This is a genomic window from Nonomuraea sp. NPDC026600, assembly GCF_040638335.1.
Classification (GTDB): Bacteria; Actinomycetota; Actinomycetes; order Streptosporangiales; family Streptosporangiaceae; genus Nonomuraea.
Genome location: NZ_JBEZYD010000003.1, coordinates 347255 through 365612 on the forward strand (window position 1 = coordinate 347255; position 18358 = coordinate 365612).

At 67.9% G+C, this 18358-nt stretch carries 32 protein-coding genes; all 32 read right to left on the reverse strand.

Translation table 11 applies throughout. The features are described from left to right. Window positions 1-8 precede the first annotated feature (8 nt). Window positions 9-194 (reverse strand): hypothetical protein, encoded by a 186-nt coding sequence (locus AB0F17_RS08645; RefSeq protein WP_358018453.1) that lies wholly within the window; start codon window positions 192-194, stop codon window positions 9-11. Then, window positions 191-760 carry a hypothetical protein gene (locus AB0F17_RS08650; protein WP_358018456.1) on the reverse strand — a complete coding sequence of 190 codons (570 nt, stop codon included), beginning with the start codon at window positions 758-760 and terminating at the stop codon, window positions 191-193. The genes AB0F17_RS08645 and AB0F17_RS08650 overlap by 4 nt, the downstream gene beginning before the upstream one ends. Beyond that, entirely contained in the window at window positions 760-1512 is a 753-nt protein-coding gene (locus AB0F17_RS08655; protein WP_358018459.1) for an HNH endonuclease, read from the reverse strand. The genes AB0F17_RS08650 and AB0F17_RS08655 overlap by 1 nt, the downstream gene beginning before the upstream one ends. Then, the gene (locus AB0F17_RS08660; RefSeq protein WP_358018462.1) at window positions 1509-1793 is read right to left on the reverse strand and encodes a WhiB family transcriptional regulator; all 285 of its coding nucleotides are present in this window, start codon (window positions 1791-1793) and stop codon (window positions 1509-1511) included. Before AB0F17_RS08660 ends, AB0F17_RS08655 begins: the two co-directional genes overlap by 4 nt. Window positions 1794-1987: 194 nt before the next feature. Next, window positions 1988-3106, reverse strand: coding sequence for a hypothetical protein (locus AB0F17_RS08665; RefSeq protein WP_358018465.1), 1119 nt, complete (start codon window positions 3104-3106; stop codon window positions 1988-1990). Further along, on the reverse strand, window positions 3103-3891 hold the full coding sequence (locus tag AB0F17_RS08670; RefSeq protein WP_358018468.1) for a hypothetical protein: 789 nt from the start codon (window positions 3889-3891) through the stop codon (window positions 3103-3105). Before AB0F17_RS08670 ends, AB0F17_RS08665 begins: the two co-directional genes overlap by 4 nt. Further along, window positions 3888-4079, reverse strand: coding sequence for a hypothetical protein (locus AB0F17_RS08675; RefSeq protein WP_358018471.1), 192 nt, complete (start codon window positions 4077-4079; stop codon window positions 3888-3890). Before AB0F17_RS08675 ends, AB0F17_RS08670 begins: the two co-directional genes overlap by 4 nt. A gap of 31 nt (window positions 4080-4110) precedes the next feature. Further along, the gene (locus AB0F17_RS08680; RefSeq protein WP_358018474.1) at window positions 4111-4437 is read right to left on the reverse strand and encodes a hypothetical protein; all 327 of its coding nucleotides are present in this window, start codon (window positions 4435-4437) and stop codon (window positions 4111-4113) included. After that, on the reverse strand, window positions 4434-4574 hold the full coding sequence (locus AB0F17_RS08685) for a hypothetical protein (RefSeq protein ID WP_358018477.1): 141 nt from the start codon (window positions 4572-4574) through the stop codon (window positions 4434-4436). The genes AB0F17_RS08680 and AB0F17_RS08685 overlap by 4 nt, the downstream gene beginning before the upstream one ends. Then, complete coding sequence (locus AB0F17_RS08690; RefSeq protein WP_358018479.1) at window positions 4574-6523, reverse strand: DNA cytosine methyltransferase; 1950 nt, start codon at window positions 6521-6523, stop codon at window positions 4574-4576. The genes AB0F17_RS08685 and AB0F17_RS08690 overlap by 1 nt, the downstream gene beginning before the upstream one ends. Further along, window positions 6520-6879, reverse strand: a complete 360-nt coding sequence (locus tag AB0F17_RS08695) for a hypothetical protein (protein WP_358018482.1) — start codon at window positions 6877-6879, stop codon at window positions 6520-6522. The genes AB0F17_RS08690 and AB0F17_RS08695 overlap by 4 nt, the downstream gene beginning before the upstream one ends. Beyond that, window positions 6876-7271 (reverse strand): hypothetical protein, encoded by a 396-nt coding sequence (locus AB0F17_RS08700; protein ID WP_358018485.1) that lies wholly within the window; start codon window positions 7269-7271, stop codon window positions 6876-6878. The genes AB0F17_RS08695 and AB0F17_RS08700 overlap by 4 nt, the downstream gene beginning before the upstream one ends. After that, entirely contained in the window at window positions 7271-8011 is a 741-nt protein-coding gene (locus AB0F17_RS08705; RefSeq protein WP_358018488.1) for a hypothetical protein, read from the reverse strand. Before AB0F17_RS08705 ends, AB0F17_RS08700 begins: the two co-directional genes overlap by 1 nt. Further along, entirely contained in the window at window positions 8008-8424 is a 417-nt protein-coding gene (locus AB0F17_RS08710) for a hypothetical protein (protein ID WP_358018491.1), read from the reverse strand. The genes AB0F17_RS08705 and AB0F17_RS08710 overlap by 4 nt, the downstream gene beginning before the upstream one ends. Next, window positions 8421-8711: a hypothetical protein gene (locus AB0F17_RS08715; protein ID WP_358018494.1), complete on the reverse strand. Its 291-nt coding sequence runs from the start codon at window positions 8709-8711 to the stop codon at window positions 8421-8423. Before AB0F17_RS08715 ends, AB0F17_RS08710 begins: the two co-directional genes overlap by 4 nt. Beyond that, window positions 8708-9133 (reverse strand): hypothetical protein, encoded by a 426-nt coding sequence (locus AB0F17_RS08720; protein WP_358018497.1) that lies wholly within the window; start codon window positions 9131-9133, stop codon window positions 8708-8710. Before AB0F17_RS08720 ends, AB0F17_RS08715 begins: the two co-directional genes overlap by 4 nt. After that, window positions 9130-9549: a hypothetical protein gene (locus AB0F17_RS08725; RefSeq protein ID WP_358018500.1), complete on the reverse strand. Its 420-nt coding sequence runs from the start codon at window positions 9547-9549 to the stop codon at window positions 9130-9132. The genes AB0F17_RS08720 and AB0F17_RS08725 overlap by 4 nt, the downstream gene beginning before the upstream one ends. After that, window positions 9546-9845, reverse strand: coding sequence for a hypothetical protein (locus tag AB0F17_RS08730; RefSeq protein WP_358018504.1), 300 nt, complete (start codon window positions 9843-9845; stop codon window positions 9546-9548). The genes AB0F17_RS08725 and AB0F17_RS08730 overlap by 4 nt, the downstream gene beginning before the upstream one ends. Window positions 9846-9921: 76 nt before the next feature. Continuing rightward, window positions 9922-10134, reverse strand: a complete 213-nt coding sequence (locus AB0F17_RS08735) for a hypothetical protein (protein WP_358018507.1) — start codon at window positions 10132-10134, stop codon at window positions 9922-9924. Further along, window positions 10118-11032: a hypothetical protein gene (locus tag AB0F17_RS08740; RefSeq protein ID WP_358018510.1), complete on the reverse strand. Its 915-nt coding sequence runs from the start codon at window positions 11030-11032 to the stop codon at window positions 10118-10120. Before AB0F17_RS08740 ends, AB0F17_RS08735 begins: the two co-directional genes overlap by 17 nt. Beyond that, window positions 11029-11520 carry a hypothetical protein gene (locus tag AB0F17_RS08745; protein ID WP_358018513.1) on the reverse strand — a complete coding sequence of 164 codons (492 nt, stop codon included), beginning with the start codon at window positions 11518-11520 and terminating at the stop codon, window positions 11029-11031. Before AB0F17_RS08745 ends, AB0F17_RS08740 begins: the two co-directional genes overlap by 4 nt. Next, on the reverse strand, window positions 11517-12287 hold the full coding sequence (locus tag AB0F17_RS08750; RefSeq protein WP_358018516.1) for a phage antirepressor KilAC domain-containing protein: 771 nt from the start codon (window positions 12285-12287) through the stop codon (window positions 11517-11519). Before AB0F17_RS08750 ends, AB0F17_RS08745 begins: the two co-directional genes overlap by 4 nt. An 86-nt stretch (window positions 12288-12373) precedes the next feature. Continuing rightward, window positions 12374-13279: an AAA family ATPase gene (locus AB0F17_RS08755; protein WP_358018519.1), complete on the reverse strand. Its 906-nt coding sequence runs from the start codon at window positions 13277-13279 to the stop codon at window positions 12374-12376. Further along, window positions 13276-14361, reverse strand: a complete 1086-nt coding sequence (locus AB0F17_RS08760; protein WP_358018521.1) for an RNA ligase — start codon at window positions 14359-14361, stop codon at window positions 13276-13278. Before AB0F17_RS08760 ends, AB0F17_RS08755 begins: the two co-directional genes overlap by 4 nt. 16 nt (window positions 14362-14377) lie before the next feature. Then, entirely contained in the window at window positions 14378-14572 is a 195-nt protein-coding gene (locus AB0F17_RS08765; RefSeq protein ID WP_358018524.1) for a hypothetical protein, read from the reverse strand. After that, window positions 14569-14778 (reverse strand): hypothetical protein, encoded by a 210-nt coding sequence (locus AB0F17_RS08770; protein WP_358018527.1) that lies wholly within the window; start codon window positions 14776-14778, stop codon window positions 14569-14571. Before AB0F17_RS08770 ends, AB0F17_RS08765 begins: the two co-directional genes overlap by 4 nt. Window positions 14779-15383: 605 nt before the next feature. Then, window positions 15384-15878, reverse strand: a complete 495-nt coding sequence (locus tag AB0F17_RS08775; protein ID WP_358018530.1) for a hypothetical protein — start codon at window positions 15876-15878, stop codon at window positions 15384-15386. Next, window positions 15875-16480 (reverse strand): hypothetical protein, encoded by a 606-nt coding sequence (locus AB0F17_RS08780; RefSeq protein ID WP_358018532.1) that lies wholly within the window; start codon window positions 16478-16480, stop codon window positions 15875-15877. The genes AB0F17_RS08775 and AB0F17_RS08780 overlap by 4 nt, the downstream gene beginning before the upstream one ends. Next, the gene (locus AB0F17_RS08785; RefSeq protein WP_358018535.1) at window positions 16464-17417 is read right to left on the reverse strand and encodes a hypothetical protein; all 954 of its coding nucleotides are present in this window, start codon (window positions 17415-17417) and stop codon (window positions 16464-16466) included. The genes AB0F17_RS08780 and AB0F17_RS08785 overlap by 17 nt, the downstream gene beginning before the upstream one ends. After that, window positions 17414-17734, reverse strand: a complete 321-nt coding sequence (locus AB0F17_RS08790; protein WP_358018538.1) for a hypothetical protein — start codon at window positions 17732-17734, stop codon at window positions 17414-17416. The genes AB0F17_RS08785 and AB0F17_RS08790 overlap by 4 nt, the downstream gene beginning before the upstream one ends. Further along, entirely contained in the window at window positions 17731-18129 is a 399-nt protein-coding gene (locus AB0F17_RS08795; protein ID WP_358018541.1) for a hypothetical protein, read from the reverse strand. Before AB0F17_RS08795 ends, AB0F17_RS08790 begins: the two co-directional genes overlap by 4 nt. Next, entirely contained in the window at window positions 18126-18353 is a 228-nt protein-coding gene (locus tag AB0F17_RS08800; RefSeq protein ID WP_358018544.1) for a hypothetical protein, read from the reverse strand. Before AB0F17_RS08800 ends, AB0F17_RS08795 begins: the two co-directional genes overlap by 4 nt. Window positions 18354-18358: the final 5 nt, after the last annotated feature.

The window sequence follows — 18358 nt, forward strand, 5'->3', positions numbered from 1 at the left end:
GCTGCCGGTCATCGCTTCCTCCGCCCAGGACGGTGACCGACGTGCCAGCCGCCGTCGCAGTGCTCGCACCGGTACACGTTCAGCCACGCGCTCGCCGCTCCCTGCTCGACGAGCGACCGCAGGTGAGCGGAAGCTTCGCCGCGGCTCTGGTGGCGGACCTTCGTCCCGCACTTGCGGGCTCGCGTCTCCGTCATGACGCCTCCGCCAGACGCGATTCCTGCCGAAGGCGCCGGCCGACACGTTCACGCTCCTGGATGGCACGGCACGGCTTGCACCTCGACTGCAGCCCGTCAGAACTGGCCGGGTTCGCGTGATACTCGTCGGCGGTTTTCGCGACCTTGCACCGGCTGCACCGCTTCACGCCGTTCGGCAGCGGCCTGCCCGGGCGACGCGCGCGGCACCGGGGGCAGCGGGCCTGTCCGTCGCCGCGGTCGGCGAAGTCGGCGGAGGGGACGCGCTGCTTGCAGCCCTGGCACAGGCGCGTCCGCGGCTGCTCAACCTCGTCCAGGCCGAGCACCGCGAGCAACTCGGTGACCGCTTCCGGGCCGAGACTGGCCGCGGCGCGGGAGACGACCCGGCGGGCCGCCTCCACCTCGCCAGGCTCCAGGTCAGGGATGTGACCGATCGACAAGACGTTCCTGTCACGCCGCGCCTTCGCCTTGCGCGCCCGGCCCGCCTTCAACAACTGATCGTTCAGGGCGCGCTCGCACTGCAGCAGCCATTCGGCGTCGTGGCTTCGTATCGCCGTGACGTAGGCCATCACGCCACCGCCTCAGACGGCTTGGACTGGCCATCTGGCTGCAGATCGACGTTCGCCCGCTTCCTCTCCTGAGCGCGCCTGGCACGGTCTCTGGCGCACTGCTTGCACTGGCCGCGAGGTCCCGTGTTCTCCGGCGACATCTCGTGCGCCTTGAAGCAGTGAGTTCTCGGGGGCTTCTCGACCTTGGGTTGCGCTGTTCTCCGCTCCCGCTTGCGGGCTAATTCACGGTTCCGGAAGTCCGGGTCGTTCTGCCACGCCTCACGGAGCTGTTGTGAGCGGCAGTCCTTGCACCAGCCCTGCCGCCCGTCCACAGCTCCGCGCGCCCGGTGAAAGGCGTCGAGCGGCTTGACGATCTCGCAGGCGGGGCAGCGCTTCTCCTGCGCGATCAGCTTTTCGAGCAGGCGCTTGGCTTGCCTCTCGTATCCCTTGGCGAGCCCGGCGAGATTCGCACGCTTGCGCTCTATGGAGTCGCGCATGTTGTCGGCTTGGGTGCCGGATCGCAGGTGGGAAGGATTGCAGCACGGCGGGTTGTCGCAGTCATGTCGGACGACCAGGTTGGTGATGTCTTCGCCGCTCGCCAAGAAGTGCGCGACGCGATGGGCAAAGAGCTTCTTCGTCTTACCGCTTCGATAGATGCGGAAGATCCCATAGCCTGTGTTGCCGATCTCGCCGGGCCAGACCCAGCACCCTTCCTGACGCTGAACCTTCGCGTGGAAACGCGCGATCTCTTTGGGCCGCAATTCGACGTTCACGCCGCGCTCACCCCCCGCTGAGCCTTGTTCTTCAGCCAGGTGCGCCGTTTGGTGCGCCGCTCCTCCTCGCCGAGTCCGCCCCACACGCCCGTGTCCTGCTTCAGCTCGAAGGCGGTCTCACGGCATTGGATGCGCACCCGGCAGCCGTCGCAGATGGCTTTTGCTCTGGCTTCACGCACGTCGCGCTCGGGCTGCCGCTCCCCCTCACGACCGAAGAACAGCAAGAGATCTTGTTCGCGGCAGGCCGCATCGTCCTGCCAAGCCCAGCTAGGAACCGTCATTGTTCGTCTCCGTTCGAGGGTCTGAGGTGACGTCCGGATCCGTCCGGTCCTGTCCGAGGAGGTCCGCCGCGGACCGGGCGAGCCGGGCCATCGCAGCTACCGCGGCGCGGACTTCGGCGGGTGCGGACTCGTCTTCTGCCGCACGTTCCAGGCAAGGGATGTGGCGGGCTATCCGCTCAAGGTCGTCAGTGAGGTCAGGCATGGGCCACCTCGCTGAACAGGTCAAGCTGGATGGGGGATGTGATCACGACGGGCGTCTCGGCCGGCACGGCGGGCGCTTCGTCGGGGATGCCGAGGTTCTGGATCGCCGCCAGCTTCGGGTGGATGCGGGCGTACTCTTCAGCGCTCACCTTCTCGGCGAGGAGCGAGTCGCCGACGACGATGCGCGGCTGGAACGGCGGGATGGTGTCGAGCCGCAGCGTGGGCAGCAGGCCCGAGCGGTGCATGAGGTCGCCGATCGCGACGACGAAGCGGAGGCGGGCCACGGCCGCGGTGAGCGGGTCGATCTCGCACCCGTCCACCCCGGCGACGATCCGGCGGATCGCCTCGGCCGCAGGTAACGGGGTGCCGCCCGTGGCGGGCTTCATGGTCTTGCCCGGTTTCATCTGCCGCTGGTGCAGGCTTCCGGTGGTGTACCACTCCCACAGGTAGTCGATCTTCCGTACGAGGAAGTGGCCCGTACCGCAGGTCGCGTCGATCGTCTTCAACGTCTCGCCGCGGAACTCGGCCGCCGCGGGGATGAGGGTCATGTCGAGGATGCCGTCGGCGATCCACCACGGGGTCTGGGCGTTACCGCCTCCCCCGCCGCCGGGCCGGGAGTCACGCAGGAACTGGAGGACATCCCCGACGATCCAGCCGGAGATCGACGCAGGGCCGCTGGTCACCTCGTACGCCAGGGTTGGCGCGTCGGAAGTCCACCAGTCGACAAGATCCCGGCAGACGTCCTCCGACGGGTTGTGGGCTCTCAGCGCGCTATACCGGGGATCCAGCAGGCACCAGGTGGCCGGGTGGACGCACAGCGCCGCATACGCCCGAGCGAGCCAGCCGCACATGCCGCCGGCCTGGGGCGGCGCGTACTCCTCGCGCCTGTCCTTGGCGTCGGCGCGCAGCCACGGATCGACGAGCTTGTGGTCTTCGGCCCAGGCCACGAGCGCGGAGTAGTAGACCCATGCCGCTGCGGACAGGCGGACCTTCTCCAGAGCGGCGAGGGTCGCCTTCGGTCCGGCCATCGACTCGGCGAACGCGTCGACGTGGCAACGCAGTGCTTTGACGAGCGGGCCCGTGAAGGCCCCATCGTCAGCCAGGTTCGTCATGATGCCTCCCGCTCGGGCAGCTCGGGAACGGCCATCTCGTGCATGGCGGCTTTCTTTCTGGCGCGCTGGTCACGCTGGTCGGCCATGGCAGCGTCGTGGCAGGGCGGGCACCGGCAGGCGTGGTTGCGGTAGGTGTTGGCCTTGCCGTGCTGGATCACCAGAGGCGCCCTGCCGGTGCGGTACTTCACGCGGGCGGCGGGGTTCTTCCGCCGAGCACCGACGGTCTTCGATCGCCGGTCCAGGCCCCAGACCCCCGAGGGAGCCTCGCCCTGGTGCCACAACTGCAGGAACTCGCGCCGCGCCTTGGACAGATGGACGCTCCACAGGTTGACGTTCATGTCCAACGCGGCTGCGGCCGGGGCGTGATCGCCGAAGGTGGCGAGCGCGATCAAGACTTGACGGTGCCGGGGACGTAGCTGCGGCCAAATCTGGTGCAGCGCCACGGCGTCGACGATGCGCGGCTCGTGGCTGCCCGACCAGCCGCTGATCTCCATCCAGTAGACGGTGAAGGCCCGCTGGTTGTCGGCGATGCCGTGGGCGTGGCGGATCTCTCGGACGGCGCGCTGCAGGGCGGCGGTCCCGGCACGGGTCAAGTCGTATTCGGCGGGCGCCTCGCCGGCGGCACACAGGTGTTCGGCGATGGCCGACCAGGCGATCTCGTAGCGGCCTGCAGCATCCGAACCGCGCCAGAACGCTCCGGAGGCGTCGATGTGGACAGCCTTGCGGCTCAGCCTGTCCAGGTCGGCCAGCGTGTAGCCGTACCGGATATCAATCGCCTCAATCATCGGTCGCCCTCCTGTACGGCTGGCGCCGCAGACAGGCGAGACGGTACGGGCGGCAGCTCGCCGAGCTCGCGGAGCTTCCTCACGTACTGGCAGATCGCTTCTCGGGACACGTCCATCGCTTCTGCGGCCTGCTCGTACGTCAGGCCGCGCACGCGCAGGGCCCGGTACTGGGCGAGACGCTGAGCCATGGGAGGGCCACCACGTGGACGGCCAGGGCGGTTAGGCATTGGCCGTCACCTGCTTTCGCAGGGCGCGGTCGTACCGGCGTGTGGTCTCCTCGCAGACGCCGAGACGGGAGGCGGCCTGCTCGCGGGTCTCGTTCCATGAGCGGAGCTCCAGGTAGTCCTCTCGGCGGCCCTGCACCACGGCCTGGTACGCGGCACGCGCCTGTGCGGCGCACTCCAGCCGGGACAGCGGCTGCGGCGGACCATCTTCGGGGCGTCCGGCTCTCTTCCACCGCTGATAGCAGGCCGAGCACCAGCCGAACGCGCCGTGAAGCCCGAAGCGTGTACAGAAGGAGCATCGGACGATCTGGGAGCTGGTCACAGCAGCGGCCCTCCTTGCTGGGGCTCGTCGGGAAGGTCGAACATGGCGGCGGTCGGCGGGTCCTCGCGGCGGGCGTCGCACACCGAGTAGTGGTCCAGGAGGACTTGCTGGCAGCAGGGGCGGAGATCGGGGGCCATCACGCCACCTCCTCGGCGTGAAGGGCGGCGCGGAGCCGGCTGCTGATCCAGTGCCCGACCGGAGGGCTGACTGCGTTGCCGAAACCGTCGACCTGGTCGCGTGCGGAGCCCCAGACGATGTAGGTGCCCTTGTGGTCGGCGAAGTCGACGTCGAAGCCGCAGCCGGCGCCGACCTCGTGCGAGGCCATCATGCGGAAGTAGCAGTCTTCGAGCTTCAGGTTCGCGAGGACCTCGCGCCATTGGGCGTGGGGTAGTTCGGCGCCGTTCTGCGTGTGCCAGCCGGAGAAGAGCATGCTCTGGGTGATCGCGGACCCGACGACAGTGCCGAGCGGGTCGTCGAGGCCGTGGGCGCGGTACTTCGCTTCGTCGATCGACCCGTTGTTCTTGATGGTCCCGGCTGCGGTGAGCACGCCGGGGATCTGGTCGGACGTGACGGTCGGCATCGCTTCGGCGTGCGATGTCGGGGTGGTGTTCTTCCGGAATGGAAGGACACCGGTAGAGAGCAGCGCCATGGTCTCCGAGCCGCCCTGTGTGGGGAGTGTCTCGTCGACGCCACGAGGTGCGCCCTGGAAGTTGTTCACCGCGACCAGGACGGCCTTCTCGTGCGTGCTCGTGACCGTGTCCATCGGCTGGGTGATGTGCTTGCCGTCGCCGTTGTGCCGGTGCGCGACCATCACCTGTCCGGTCACCAGGGCGACCGGAGGCGTGAACAGTGCCTGCGTGTTGGTCGCGGTCTGCGAGGGCAGAGGGTCGCCCAGGTCGCGGGTGCGGCAGTCGGAGCCGGGACGCTCGTAGGTGTTGCCCGCGGCGGCGATGAGCGCGCCGGTCGAGAGGATCGAAGTCTCTTGCTGGCTGGTCTGCGTCACGAGGGGCTGCCACGGGTGGCGTTCGGATCCGCGCTGGGACTTGGCCGGCATGAGCACGGCGGGGAAGTCGGCGAACCGCTGCCTGCATCGCTCCGCTCGGGCCATGGTGGCTGGTGCGAGCGGGCTGAGGATGGTCTCGCCGGTCGTCTTGTCCGTGAATTCGCGGAGCGGCTTGTCGCCGATCCGGGTGCCGAGGTTGGAGAGGTCGAGCGCGTTCAGCGACGGCGCGAACGGGGGGATCACGACGCGCCTGCATGACGGGCAGCGGTAGTCGTACTGCTTGCCGTAGCGGACGCTGCCGGTGGGCGGGATCCCGGTCTTCCACGTCCATGCGGCTTGCACGATGGTGCCGCATCCGGAGCACCACGACTCGGGCCGGTGGTCGAGGTCCGGGGTCGGCAGGCGCTCGTCCCAGAAGATCCAGTAGCCCCGGTCGCGGGACTGCGGGACGCCGAAGAACATCGAGTTGAGGTAGTTGACGCGACCCTTGTAGCCCAAGATGCCGAACTGCTTGACCCACCACTTGTAGGTGCTGCCGTCGCCGTACTTCTTGACCGGCACCGCCGGCCCCCACGAGAAGAGTTCGGTGGTGCACTCGATCAGGATCATCCGGGGGTGGTGCTCGGCGACGTAGTGAAGCGCGCAGTTCGCCGTGGCGCGGTCACGCTCCGACTTGGTGACGCGCTCCTCGAACTCGGGGTCGGGGAGGTCGAACAGCGACAAGCTCTCCGCGTATGCCTTTTTGGTGTTGGCCTGCGAGTGGTTGACGCAGCTCACGCCGGCGACCAGGAGATCAGCCGGGGGCAGGTCCCTGGCGGAGTGGTAGTCGGACGACTCCCGGTCGACCAGGTCCGCGATCCAGTGCTCGGCGTGCGGGTGGTTGGCCTCGTGGACCTCGACTTTGTAGGCGTTGTGGTTCGCCGCCATGATCGTGGTGAACCCGGCCTGTTCGATGCCCTGCGTCAATCCACCGAATCCGCTGAAGAGGTCGACGGCGATGAGCTCGTCGTGGCGGAACCGGCGCCGGCGTACGGCGGGGCGGTGTGTCGCAACGCGGTGCTGCTGCGAAGGTCGGCGACTCAACGAGACTCCTCCTCGGGAAACGCGTCGTGCAGGTCGTCGAAGAGCGTCCGCTCGTCGGCCTCGTCGGAGAGGGCTCGGCGTAGCGTCTCCTCTTCCTCGTGCTCGTCGAGGAGGCGTTGGAGGCGGGTGGGCGGCCGGTTGACGGCGTGGGCGCCTGCCTCGTTCCACTGGTCGACGACGGAGCGGGCCCGGATCTCCGCTACGGCCTGCTGCTCGCGGCGGAGTCGGCGGAACGCGGCGGCGGCGACCCATCCGCTCGCCGCGAGGGCGGCCAGGAGCAGCATCGCGAACCCCGCCTTCAGCGAGTCGGCGTCGGGGGCGGCCAGCAGGTCCAGCAGGGTCACGTGGAAGGTCACCGCCGCTCACCTCCGACCAGGCCGGTGAGCATGGCGTTGCGGGCTTTGAGGGAGGCGGTCTCTTCGCCGGCCGCCATCAGCTCCTCTTCGGCGACGGTGGCGCGCTCGGCCCACTGGTCGCGGTGGGCTCGCGCTTCGCCGAGGTCGGCGCGCAGGCGGCGGAGGCGGGCTTGCTGGTCGCGGTCGTGGAACCACCACCACCAGCCGTTCGCCAGGGCGATGGCGACCAGGGCGGAGACAATGAGCGTGTCCGCGAGCGGGCCGCTGCCCACGACCACCGCCGTGAGTACGACGGCCCCGGCGACGCCAGCGGCGGCCAGCCGGTAGGGGCGGATGAGCGTCCACGCGTCCCGCAGAGTGCGGCGGACCGCCTCCGCGACGAGGAGGGCCATCACTCGGACACCGCCCCAGCCGCGACGAGCTCAGCGCGCTTGCTGTCGTACTGGCTGATCCCCCAGACGATCCCGTGGAGCGCCCACAGGAACGACCAGTCGTAGTCCTTGAACGACCACTCCCACAGGTCGTAGAAGCGGAAGCCGTCCACCCGCTTGTGGGTGGTGCGATGCCGGACCTGCGCGTTCGCTTCGTTGATGTGGCGCCAGCCCCACATCTCGGCGTCGTGCAGCTCGGCGAACTCGTCCTTGGCGTCGCAGGTGCAGGACACCTGGTACTTGGCGCCGTACTCGAAGTCGTCCAGCTCGCGCCGGGCGCCCTCCTCATAGGTGATGTCGCCGTTCTCCAGAAGCTCCCGGATCGCCTGGCTGATCCCCCGAGGCGCGATCCGGTCTTGGATGGCCTGAGCGACGTGTTCTCTAACCTGCTGCTGGAACAGTTCCTGGTCGTATTTCTTGATCCCGTCACGCCCGGAGGTGAGTTTCTCTGCCCAGTAGCCAGGGTTGATCCGGCCGACCGGTCCCCGGAAGAACGCGAACATGTCGTCCTCGCGACTGAACACGTAACTCGTGCCGCTACTCCGGTAGATGAGCGCGCGCGAGACGGTGATCAGTTCGAACCAATTGAAGCTGTTGGGCCCACGGAACTGCAGGTGCCGGTACAGACCGTCGTCGTGCAGGACGGTCATCTCGTGGTCGGCGGTCTCGCGTGCGAACCGCTCGGCGATGTCAGCATTCATGAGGCGCTCTCCGTCCCGGCAGCGAGAGGCTCCAGGTAGCGGACCCGCTTGCCGAGCTTCTCGGCGTACTCGATCTCCGAGCGGGTGGACGAGCCGATGTAGCCGCCGACGTTGAGGACGAGCACCTCGTGCGCCATGTCGATCTTCCGCTTGTGCAGCTCGTCGAGCCGCGCCTTGACGTCCTCCAGTTCCGCCTCGGACATGCCGTCGAAGATGTCGCCGTCGCAGCGCATGTCGCAGCCGATGGACAGGACGACGCGCCCGGCCAACGTCTCGCGCAGGTTCGCCTCCTGGAAGGCGGCGGAGAAGCGGGTGGAGCCGCACAGGGTGACGATCGTGGGGGCGGGCCCGCCGAAGTCGACCACGAGGTCGTGGTGCTTGTGGCAGTCGTCTCTGAAGTGGCCGTAGCTCATGCGGCACCCCGCTTCAGGCCAGCAGCGGCCAGAACGTCATCGGGCACGAGGTCCTCGAAGTAGGCGCAGTCCTGGTCCGCGGCGCACTTCTCGACCAGCGCAAGGAGCGACTTCTCCCGCGACTCCAGGCGCCGGAACAGCCACATGTCCGCGATAACGAGGACGAAGAGCGCGGCGAAGAGTACGACAGCGGCGGCCACAGATGCGGCGGGGATCGCGGTTGCGATGACGGCGATCTCGGCGGCGAACACAGCGCAGGCATGGACGATGAGAGGGCGGCGCTTCACGAGGCACCGCCGCTTTGCTCTGCCTGAGCGGCCTCAGCGAGGTCCACGTCCAGAGCGAGGATCTGCGCCCTAAGCGCCGCGATCGTGGCCGGCATGAAGGCGAGAGACTCGGAGCCGAGCTTCCGGGCCGCTTCGTCGAACCGCTCGTTGACCCGCTGCTCGAACGTGGACCGGTCGAAGACGAGCGGCGTCTCCTCGCCCTCGACGACGACCGCCCAGAAGTGGACCTCGGGGAGTCGCGTCCCATCCTCGTCGTCGGCGAACGGCTCGACACCGATGCGGACGACGTTGCCGACCGAACTCATGCTGAGCTTCCAGTCGTAGCCGTCGTGGAGGTCGTTGTCGGCCTCGGTCAGCAGGTCGGCCACCAGCTCGACGGTGGGGGGCGTCGCTGCGACCTTCTCGGTGGTGATCTCGCTCATGCGGCACTGTCCTTCGGGGTCTCGTAGGGTCGGCGGCCAGCCGGATTCCGTAAGTCGGCAACCCTGATAGCGGGGATGGCGATGGTGGACACGTCGTCGCCGGTCATCACCGGCGGACGCGGTTCGACCCTGGGCGGCGCGTTCCAGTGCGGCTCCTCAACGACGACGCGGCCGAGCGGGCCGGCGGCGCAGTCGGGGCAGATGAGCAGCCGGGCAACCGTCTGCTTCCAGCCGTGCTCGGCGGCAGCGGCCCGCTGGAGTTGCTCGCGGGCTGGGGCGGTGAACTCCGAGTCCAGGTCCACCGGGTGGCCGAAGATGACTTTGCAGCCTGCGATGTCGCAGGACATCTGCCCGCCGAAGATGTCTTCGAGGGACTTCGGGATCTTGATGGCTTCGGTATCGGCTGTCACGGTCATGATTTCTCCTGGCGGTTGGAGTGATCGGGGAGGAGATCGCCGCGCCGGCGGAACGTCGTCCGGAGGGTGACAGCGACACCGACCGAGCCCCAGTTGAGTTCGTCGGTCCAGTTCGCTGCGTCTTTTGGGAGTTGGGCGTCCCACTCGCCGTCCGGGATGTGCCGGCGGTCCCAGAAGGACCTCCAGCGCTGCCGCCGCTCCCACACGCGGGCCCGCCACGGCTCCGGCAGGCGACGCCACAACCTGTGGACGGGCGTCTGTTTGCGCTTCACCGGAGCGGTGCTGTGGCGTCCCATGCGATCTCCTGGGTCTGTTGCGATCTTGCGGGGTGCGTGCTCGCCCCCGAGCGGTGAGCACGCCGAAAGCGGAGGTCTACGAAGAGGGGAGGTCCACGATGTGGCGGGCCAGGAACGGCTTGTCCCCGTCAGGCACCGGATCGGGAGCGACGCCGAGAGTGCGGGCACGCTGCCGGGTGAGCAGCCGCTGGCCGACATCCCTGGGGATGTCCGGGTCTTCGAGGACGGCCCACACGTCGATCAGGGGATGCTTGATGTCGTCGAGGTTGGCGTTATCGAACCCAGGCATGGACCTTCTCCCCTCCGAGGAGAGGGGCGCCCTCAGGGCCTTTGACATGGGGAGCAATCCAGACCGGGCGCCGTAACGACCCCTTGGGGCCATATGGCTGCTGCCTCCAGTGGCCACGTACCACCCACTGATGGAAATGCTCGTGGTCCTGCTGGCCATTGGAGTCGCCATGCGCACCCCGACGCAGCCTGATCACCCTCACGGCGGCGGGTGGGACCTGTTGGCGCTCAAGCCGTCGACGAGCCGCTCTATCGAATCGAGCCGCCTCGTTCACGATGAGCGGCTGCTGCATGAGCCGCCAGATCGTCTTGAAGATCCGATTGTCGGGGTAATGCCGATCGTGCCGAGCTTCCTCTTCGCTTCCCCACTGATAGGAGTCACCCGAGAGAGGCCATGCGGTCGTTGAGAACGGGAGATAGAGGCCGGGCGCGGACCCGGTCACGACGTAACCTGCATCGCGTAGCTGACGGTGGAAGTCGGCCTTGTCCGCCAACCGGACAATGATTACGGCGCCGTGCGGGTAGTCCTCATTCGCGGCGGCGACGGTCCAGTAGATGCCAGTCACGCTCGCGGAAAGGGTCTGAGGAACACCGAGGATCGTCTCTTCGTAGATCGTGGTGTGGAGCGTCTCAGGGGTGTAGAGGAACCCAGCCGGTGCCGGGACGTCTTCGATTCGCAGCACATAGTCTGGGAGGCTGTCTGCGGCATGCATGGCAAGGCGAGCCATCTCCGGTGCGACGTAGAAGAGTTCGGCAGCATCCAGGTTCTGCCGCAGCGGGCGTCGAGTGGCCAGTTCCGGGGGCTTCCGCCAGGTCGCCTCCCACCACCCCTTTGACTCATCGATCCATCGCCCCAGGCCCACGCGAAGCGCTGGCAGGTCTGTCGGTTGGATGATCACGCTTCACCCCCAAGGGGAAGCTCGGGCTGGCCGGGATGCACCTCAGGCGATGCGGGCGGAGTCTGGCCATTCCGTACCGTGTGGAAGCGTTGGAGGGCTGCCTTCTCGACCGCCTCCGGGTCGATGCCGAGGGACTCCAGAGCGGTCCACGTCAGGGCGAGCAGCGGCGGGTCTTCCCAGTCGTTCCACAGGGCGACGGCGATCTCGTCCGCCTTGTCGGGCAGGTGCTCGATGAGCACGCGCAGCAGGAACGACACCGAATGTTCGGCGGACATGAGCGCCTGGTTCAGGTTGTAGTGCGCCGCCAGGTCTGCGAAGTTGTCGCCCGACGCCTCGGCTGCCGCCATGGCGCGGAAGTGCGTCATGTTCAGCGACGCCGACCAGTGCGCCTCAACCGCCATGTACTCGGCCAGGCGGCGAGCGGTCACATCGTCAGTGGTGTGCGGGTAGGAGGCGAAGTCATCGACGGTGGGAAGGTTGTCGGTCATGCGATCTCCCCGATGGCGAACAGGCCGGGCTGGTGGTTGAAGTGCTTGACGAGCCGCTTGCGGAGCCAGCCCAGGCCCTCGGGCGTCACGCGGGTCGTGGGCGTCGAGTCGTTGCCCGCCTTGGTCGGGATGATCTTGAAGTAGCGGTCCAGGGGTTTGACCTGGTAGGGCGTGTTGTTCGCCTTGAGGATCTTCAGGTCGTCAGAGCGGAGCAGGTCGAGGAAGTTGTTCCGGCCCAGCCCGCCCGTGATCCGGGAGAAGATCTGCGCGACGGCGGCCCAGTCGAACGTGCCGTCCGCCTCCATCAGGTCGGCGTACGCCTCCGCAAGCGGCTTCAGCGCATCCCGCTGGCTCTCGGCCAGGACCCGGGCGTCATGCTCGTCCGCCAGGCGGCGGAGCGCGCCCGAGTAGTCCTCGGGGATCGCGGGCTGATCGACACCCTCGACCACGTATCTGCCGGTCTCGCGGATCTGGCGCAGGATCTCCTTGACCCGCTTCTTGATCGCCTTCGCGCCGGGCAAGATGCTGCGGAAGATCAGCTCCCACATGCCGTCCTCGTAGATGACGTTCATCTGCTGAGGTCCGCCGGGGGTACGCACAATCTGCGTACCCTTTTCGTCCTCGTCCAGGAGGCGTGTGGCGTCAGTGGCCTTCGCGTGACCCATGGCCTTCGCGTAGTCGGAGGCGACCGCGAACGGGCGGCCGTCCTCGGCGGTGCCGAACCTGATATTGCTGCCCGCCACGTCGAACAGTTGGATTTCGCTCACTTCGACCTTCTCCTCTCTTGGTTGCTGGTCTCGGGTATCCGCCGCCACCTCGACCCCCGATCAATGACGAGGCGGCGGCGGAAGGATCAGAAGTCGCCGTCAGCGACCTGGAGCACGGTCAAGCCGAGCGCTCGCCACATCTCGACCACCTGGCGCCGGTCGTCCAGCACGCAGGCGACGTCGTAGAAGTCGCGGATGTGGGCGTCGAACAGGTCCGCCTTGACTGCGGAGTCCTTGCGAAAGTCGCCGGCGGCTCGCATGTGCAGTGCCTCCCACGGGACTTGCAGGTGCGCTTGCAGCCACGCGCTGGTGGCTTCGCGGCAGGCGTCGGAGCGGCCGGACATGACCACGATCAGGTGGCCTGCGTCATGCAGCGCGCGGACGACCTTGATGACGGGCAGGTTCGGCCGGTCCTCGCCGACGCGCGTCTCATCGAACGGCGACCGGTCGCACATCAGGGCGGTGGTGCCGTCGATGTCCACGAGCACCGCCTTGGGAGTGTCGGGTTTGGCCGTGTACGGCTCCCGTCCGTCCGCCTCTTCGCCCTCCTCCGGCATCGGCAGCGGGTAGGTCCTGCCGCGCAGGTAGCGGGTGTGCATGTCGCGGATGACCTGCTCCCCTACCGACCTTTCGCGGATGGCGTCGCGGGTGATGCACGTCTCCAGCGGCCGGTCGGTCAGGTCCCATACCTCAACGTCGGCGCCTGCCCGCTTCGCGAGCTTGGCCAGGTCCCGGACGGTCCGCGAAGGGAGGTTGGTGTCATCGGAAACCACGTCCACGCCCTTGCGTAGCAGCGCCGATATGGCCGCGTCCCGGACGGCGATGATGCGCGGCTCGGTGACGCCCTTGATGTGCAGACTGTCGTGGACCATGCCGCGGAGGTCGTCGCGATTCACGCGAGCCCGCGAGTCGGGAGATTCAGCCACCCACGCCGACGCCCGGTACGTCTTGCCGCAGCCGGGCAGGCCGCGCGTGATGTAGAGGGTGCTCATGCGACGTCCTCGGAGTAGTTGACGGGCCGCATGTCGCTGGCCGGGCGGAGCGTCTTCCAGATCGCCGGGCGCGGGTCTCTGCCGTCGAGCAAGTTGAACAGCCACGGGCGCAGCGTCGACTTGGACGCCTCCAGCGCGTAGTCCTTGCGCGTCCAGCCCTCCGGCAGACGGCCGAGGATCTTGTCGTGGAAGCGCTCGGTGTCGTACAGCAGGTCGTCGGCCTCTTCCGACAGCCGCCCGGCGAGGTCCTTCACCCACTGGTGGAACTCGTCCGGCAGCGGCTCGCAGATGTCGGCTACCGTCTTGCCGTCGCCGATCAGCTCCCACACGCCACGCGCGTTCAGGCCGGTGATGACCTTGTGCAAGGCCACATAGTCCGCTTGCTTGAGCTTCACCATGTGGCCGGAATCCACCAGCCGGACCACCAGCCCCTCCGCACCGGGACGCGGCGGCATCGCCAGCGCCTCGCCGAGAGTGCGGACGTTGAACACGGCGGCCTGCGGGCCACACCAGCCCGACACCCAGTCAGGGCCGACTACCTGCCCAGTGGAGATGTCGACCGCCCCGAGCAAGAACAGGTCGTCGGCGCCGCCGTACTCGCAGACGATCCGGTTCTCCGGGTAGACGATCTCGAACAGGACCGTCATGCCCTGCGGCGGCCCGAAGTCTTCGTACCGAGCCTGCAACAGCGCCGTGGCGTGGATCGCCTGCATGGAGGTGAACGAGCCCCTGGTCGCTACGGCGTACCCGGCCGAGGTCGGGTAGAGGATCCCTAACGATCCGTCCATCTTGTCGACGACCTCGGCCGGAGCCGACAGGTCCAGTTCGCCCGCCATCGGGTCGCCGTGGTTGAAGAACTTGGCGAACGGCCGCGCCAGCACCGCGCCGTGCTCGTCCACGATGAGGCCGCGGCAGGCCAGCGTGACCGGAGTCCACACCTGCTCGTAGACGCAGCGCTCCGTGTAGTTGAAGATCCGTAGCGGCTCGACGGGATGCACCTGCACCCGCACATAGCCCGCCTCCACCGCGGCCTCAAGGTCCAGCACGTCGAAGAGGTCATCGAGGTACACCTGGTCACTCACGTTGCGCTCCTGCATGTCAGGGGATGTCGAGGTCGTTCAGGGAGCCGTACCGGGGATCGGACCGCTGGGCGTCGAGGCACGGGCCGCATTCGCCGCACGTCGTCCCGTCAGCTCGGCCAGCGGTGCACCCGACCGCGCCGGCCGGGCAGTCATGATCGGCCGGCTGCCAGGCGTCACACCATGGGCAGTAGCGAATGTCCTGGACGGTCATGAGGCACCCGCCGCGCGTGCTTCGTCTCGTTTGCGCTGCTTGTATGCCTTCTGGCACGTCATGCACTTCCGGCCACCGTTCTTGTACGTGTAGTCGAACGGGTGACCGTTTTGGCATTGCTCCTTGCGAGCGTTGTTCGCCGCGATGCCATTGCCGCGCCGGTTGTTCTCAGCGAGCGTCACCGGCTCCAGGTGCTCAGGGTTCACGCACCGCCGGTGAAGGCATTCGCGACCACTAGGGCACGCCTCATCGCGCGTGTGGCATGTGTGATCAAGCTGGAGGCCTTCGGGGATCGGCCCGATTAACTCCTCATAGACGTACCTGTGGGCTGGTGTGGACCACGGTCGCCCGCCCGGCTTGGCGGCGGCGTAACCATCGGGGTGCACGTTGACCGTCCACCACCAGCAGCGGTTCGACTGGATGGCTATACGGTCCCTGGCGTACAGCGAGAGCCGGTCGAGTCTGCAGCCCGAAGACGTAGGGCAGCAGGCGCATGCTCGCTCGCTATCTGCACAAGTACTGCAGCCGGGGCGCACGAAGCGGTAACAGGCAAGCCAGGCGTCGAAGCGCCAACCCGTCTTCACGCTGATGTCCATCTGCGCTTCGACTTCCGACCTCTGGAGTCCAGAGCGCCGCAAGTGGGCGTACCGATTAAGGCGCTGCGCCAGCGTGAAGCGAACCTCGCAGTCCTCGGCGATGTCGCGCGGGTTCAGCCGACATGCGCACTTCCGGCCTTTGGTCGGCCGCCACCTGGTCACGTGCGATCCGCCCTCTGAGGGCGGGGGCAATGGCGCGCACGCGCTGCTCGTCTTCATGACGCCACCGCCCGCATGTCGTCGATGACCTGCCAGGTGCCGTCAGCCAGCGGGTACGCCCAGCCGAGCCAAGCCACCATGACGGGCACGGTCGCCGGGTCCGCGGTGCCGTTGGTGGGCAGCACCCAGCCGTACCGTTCGGCGTCGATCTCCCACGGCCGCAACGTGATCGACCCGTGGCAGCCCTCAGTCGGCGAACCGCACAAAACGAGCGCGTTGGAGATGACGTTCGCCTTGCGAGAGCCGCCCATGCCGCGGTTGCGCCGGTGATGCACATTGCCGCCGGTGCCGACGACCACGCCGCACCGCACGCACGTGTTGTCGTCGCGCCGACGAGCCAGCGCCTTCAACGCGTCCAGGCCCTTGTTCGTCTTCGCCTGACTGGTGCTCTTGCGCGGCTTGTTGGCGGCCTGCTTGAAGCCCTTGCCGCGGTTCATCGGCTTCTTCGGCTTCAGCTCCGTGTACCGCTTCAGCGGTCCTCCGGACTTCACTGGTCGCCCGCTTCAAGAGCAGGACGGAGCAAGTCGACGAGCGAAAGTTCTTCCGACTGCCACGCTTCAGCGATCCGGTCACGCCCGCCCGACTGTCCGTTCTTCGCCTTCTCGAAGGTGAGGACGAACGCCCCAGAAGGCTCCGTGCGCACCGTCTCGGCGAGCTTCGTAACCTCGCCCGTGCCCTCATCGACCAGTTCGCCGTCAGGGTTGAGCTGGGCAAGCAGCTTCGCCAGGTAGGCGGCACGGACCCGCTTGGCCGACAACTCTGGATAGAAGCGGCGCACGTAGGCGACGACGTCGGGCCGGTCCAGAGCCGCCGGCGAGACCACGTTTTCGATCTCAGTCGGGGCACGGTCGAGCGCCCACGCCAGCACCGCGGCCTCGTTCACCTTGGCGGTGTCCTCGCCCGCCTTGATGGACACGGTGCCGACCTGGACGCCGGACGGGAGAGCCACCTCCAGCTGCTTGGTCCCCTCCACGCGGGCGGCAGCGAAAAGCGGCTCAGCTTCTTTCCGCGCTGCCGTAAGGGCTGAAGCGACTCGTTTGGCCAAGGCGTCAAGGACCGCGACCTTGAAAGCGGCGTCACGCGGCGTGGTCATGGTTCTCCTCCGGGGTGGTGACGATCTCGCCTTCGATCACGTCGGCGTTGTCGGCTGCCGCCATCGCCTGGTGCAGCGCGTCGGTGAGAGCGGCCGACGGATCCTCGGCCTGCGTAAGCGGCTCCAGCACGTCGATGAGCTGCTGCGCTTGGGCGTTGGTCAACTCCCTGCTGGAGTCGACCTTGTGTCCGGTCAGCAGGGCGATCGTCATGAGGCCCTCGTCGCGGTCGGTCACACCGAGCGCCGTGAACTGGGCTGCGAGTGTGGCGAGCAGGTCCTTGCCCACGTAGTCGTCGGCCGACGGCGGCGGGGGCGGAGGGGGCGAGGGCGCAGTTTGCGGGCGAGCGTCGGTGATGACGACCGTGCCGTCTTCGGCCACCTCGGCGCCCAACTCCTCAGGCGTGTAATGCAGCCCGAACAGCACCTCTTCGCAGGCGTCGCGGGCGCACTCAGTGATGGCCCTGGCCTTCAACATCGCTTCCGTGTACTTCTCCCACGGCAGCGCCCGACCGTTCTTGTCCCGGGCGAACGGCTTCCCGTCCTTGATCCGCACCAGATCGGCGCGCACCGCACGCTCCAGCGTCCACACCGACTCGAAGGCGTGCTCGGGGTCATCCGCTCGGACGATCTCGGCGACCGCGCGGGGAGATCCCTGCTGGTCGTACTCGACCCGGATACGCAACCGGTGCCCAGCCCGCCGCACCAGCGCCGAGATGAGCCCAGCGGAGGCGGTCGGCTTGCCGTCGATGACGTGGACGCCGGTGATGGCGGCCATCGTGCCGATCCCGATGGTCGCGCCGTACTCCAGCGCGTACAGCACGTTGGCAGGCTGCTTGCGGTATTGGGCTGGCAGAAGGCCGGACTCGGCGAGGGCCTGCGCGTAGTTCATCTTCTCCGGCAGGCTCGGCATGGCCTGCACGAGTTCGGTGGAGGTCACTGCTCGTCGTCTCCCTCTTCGTGGGGGGTGTCGTCGTAGTCGGCCTGCTGATCGCGGGCTTCGGGATCGTCGGCGGAGCTCCACGGCTTCCACGCCGGCTTCGCGCTCTCGGCTACGACTTCGCCCTGGCGGGCGGTGAAATCCGAGGCGTTCAGAAGGGCCATCACCGACGCTTCGTCGATGGCGTCGTGGTCGTCGCAGATACGGGCGCGGGTCAGCCGCCCCACCGCGACCAGATCGTCCAGATCGCTCATGCGCTGCGCCGGGATACCGAGCCGCCGGGCGGCCTCGTACGGCGGGATCCAGGACGTGATCACCACGGCACCTCGTCATTCACGGAGGGCTCGTCAGTAGCTGGCGGGTAGACCTGCGTGAGCGGCCCGGCGCTCGTGTTGAGGTCCTCGAACCGGCAGAAGTTCCCCTGCCCGTCGCAGAACGCCAGGAGGCCCCGCTCGTTGTACGCGACCCACCACAGCGAGCCCGTCCCGTCCTGCCAGACCTCACGGGGCCGCGGCCAGCCGCCGGTCGGGGCCAGTCGTTCAATCTGCACCGACTCCCAGCCAGGCGGGATCCGCAGCGTGACGCCGCCGCGGTCGTCCTTGACGTCGAGTAGCAGTTCAGGCCAGCCGCCCTCGAACGGGTCGCCCGCGACCACCTCGCCGACCGTGCCCTCGACCGTGACGCGGATCTTCTCTCCAGGCAGGTACCTCATGCCGCGTCTCCCACCTGCTCGGCCAGGTAGCGCACCCCATAGCGCGGGAACACGGGAACCTCTTCACCGCGCTCCACCGTCATCGACCAGGAGCCGGAGAACACCTCACGCGCGCCGTAAGCGATCGCCTCGCCGCCCGTCGCCGGGACCAGCTTGGAGATCAGCAGCTCGCGGCCGTCCGGCATCACGATCGTGTCGCCGACCACCAGGGCGGGGCCGATCATCGGGA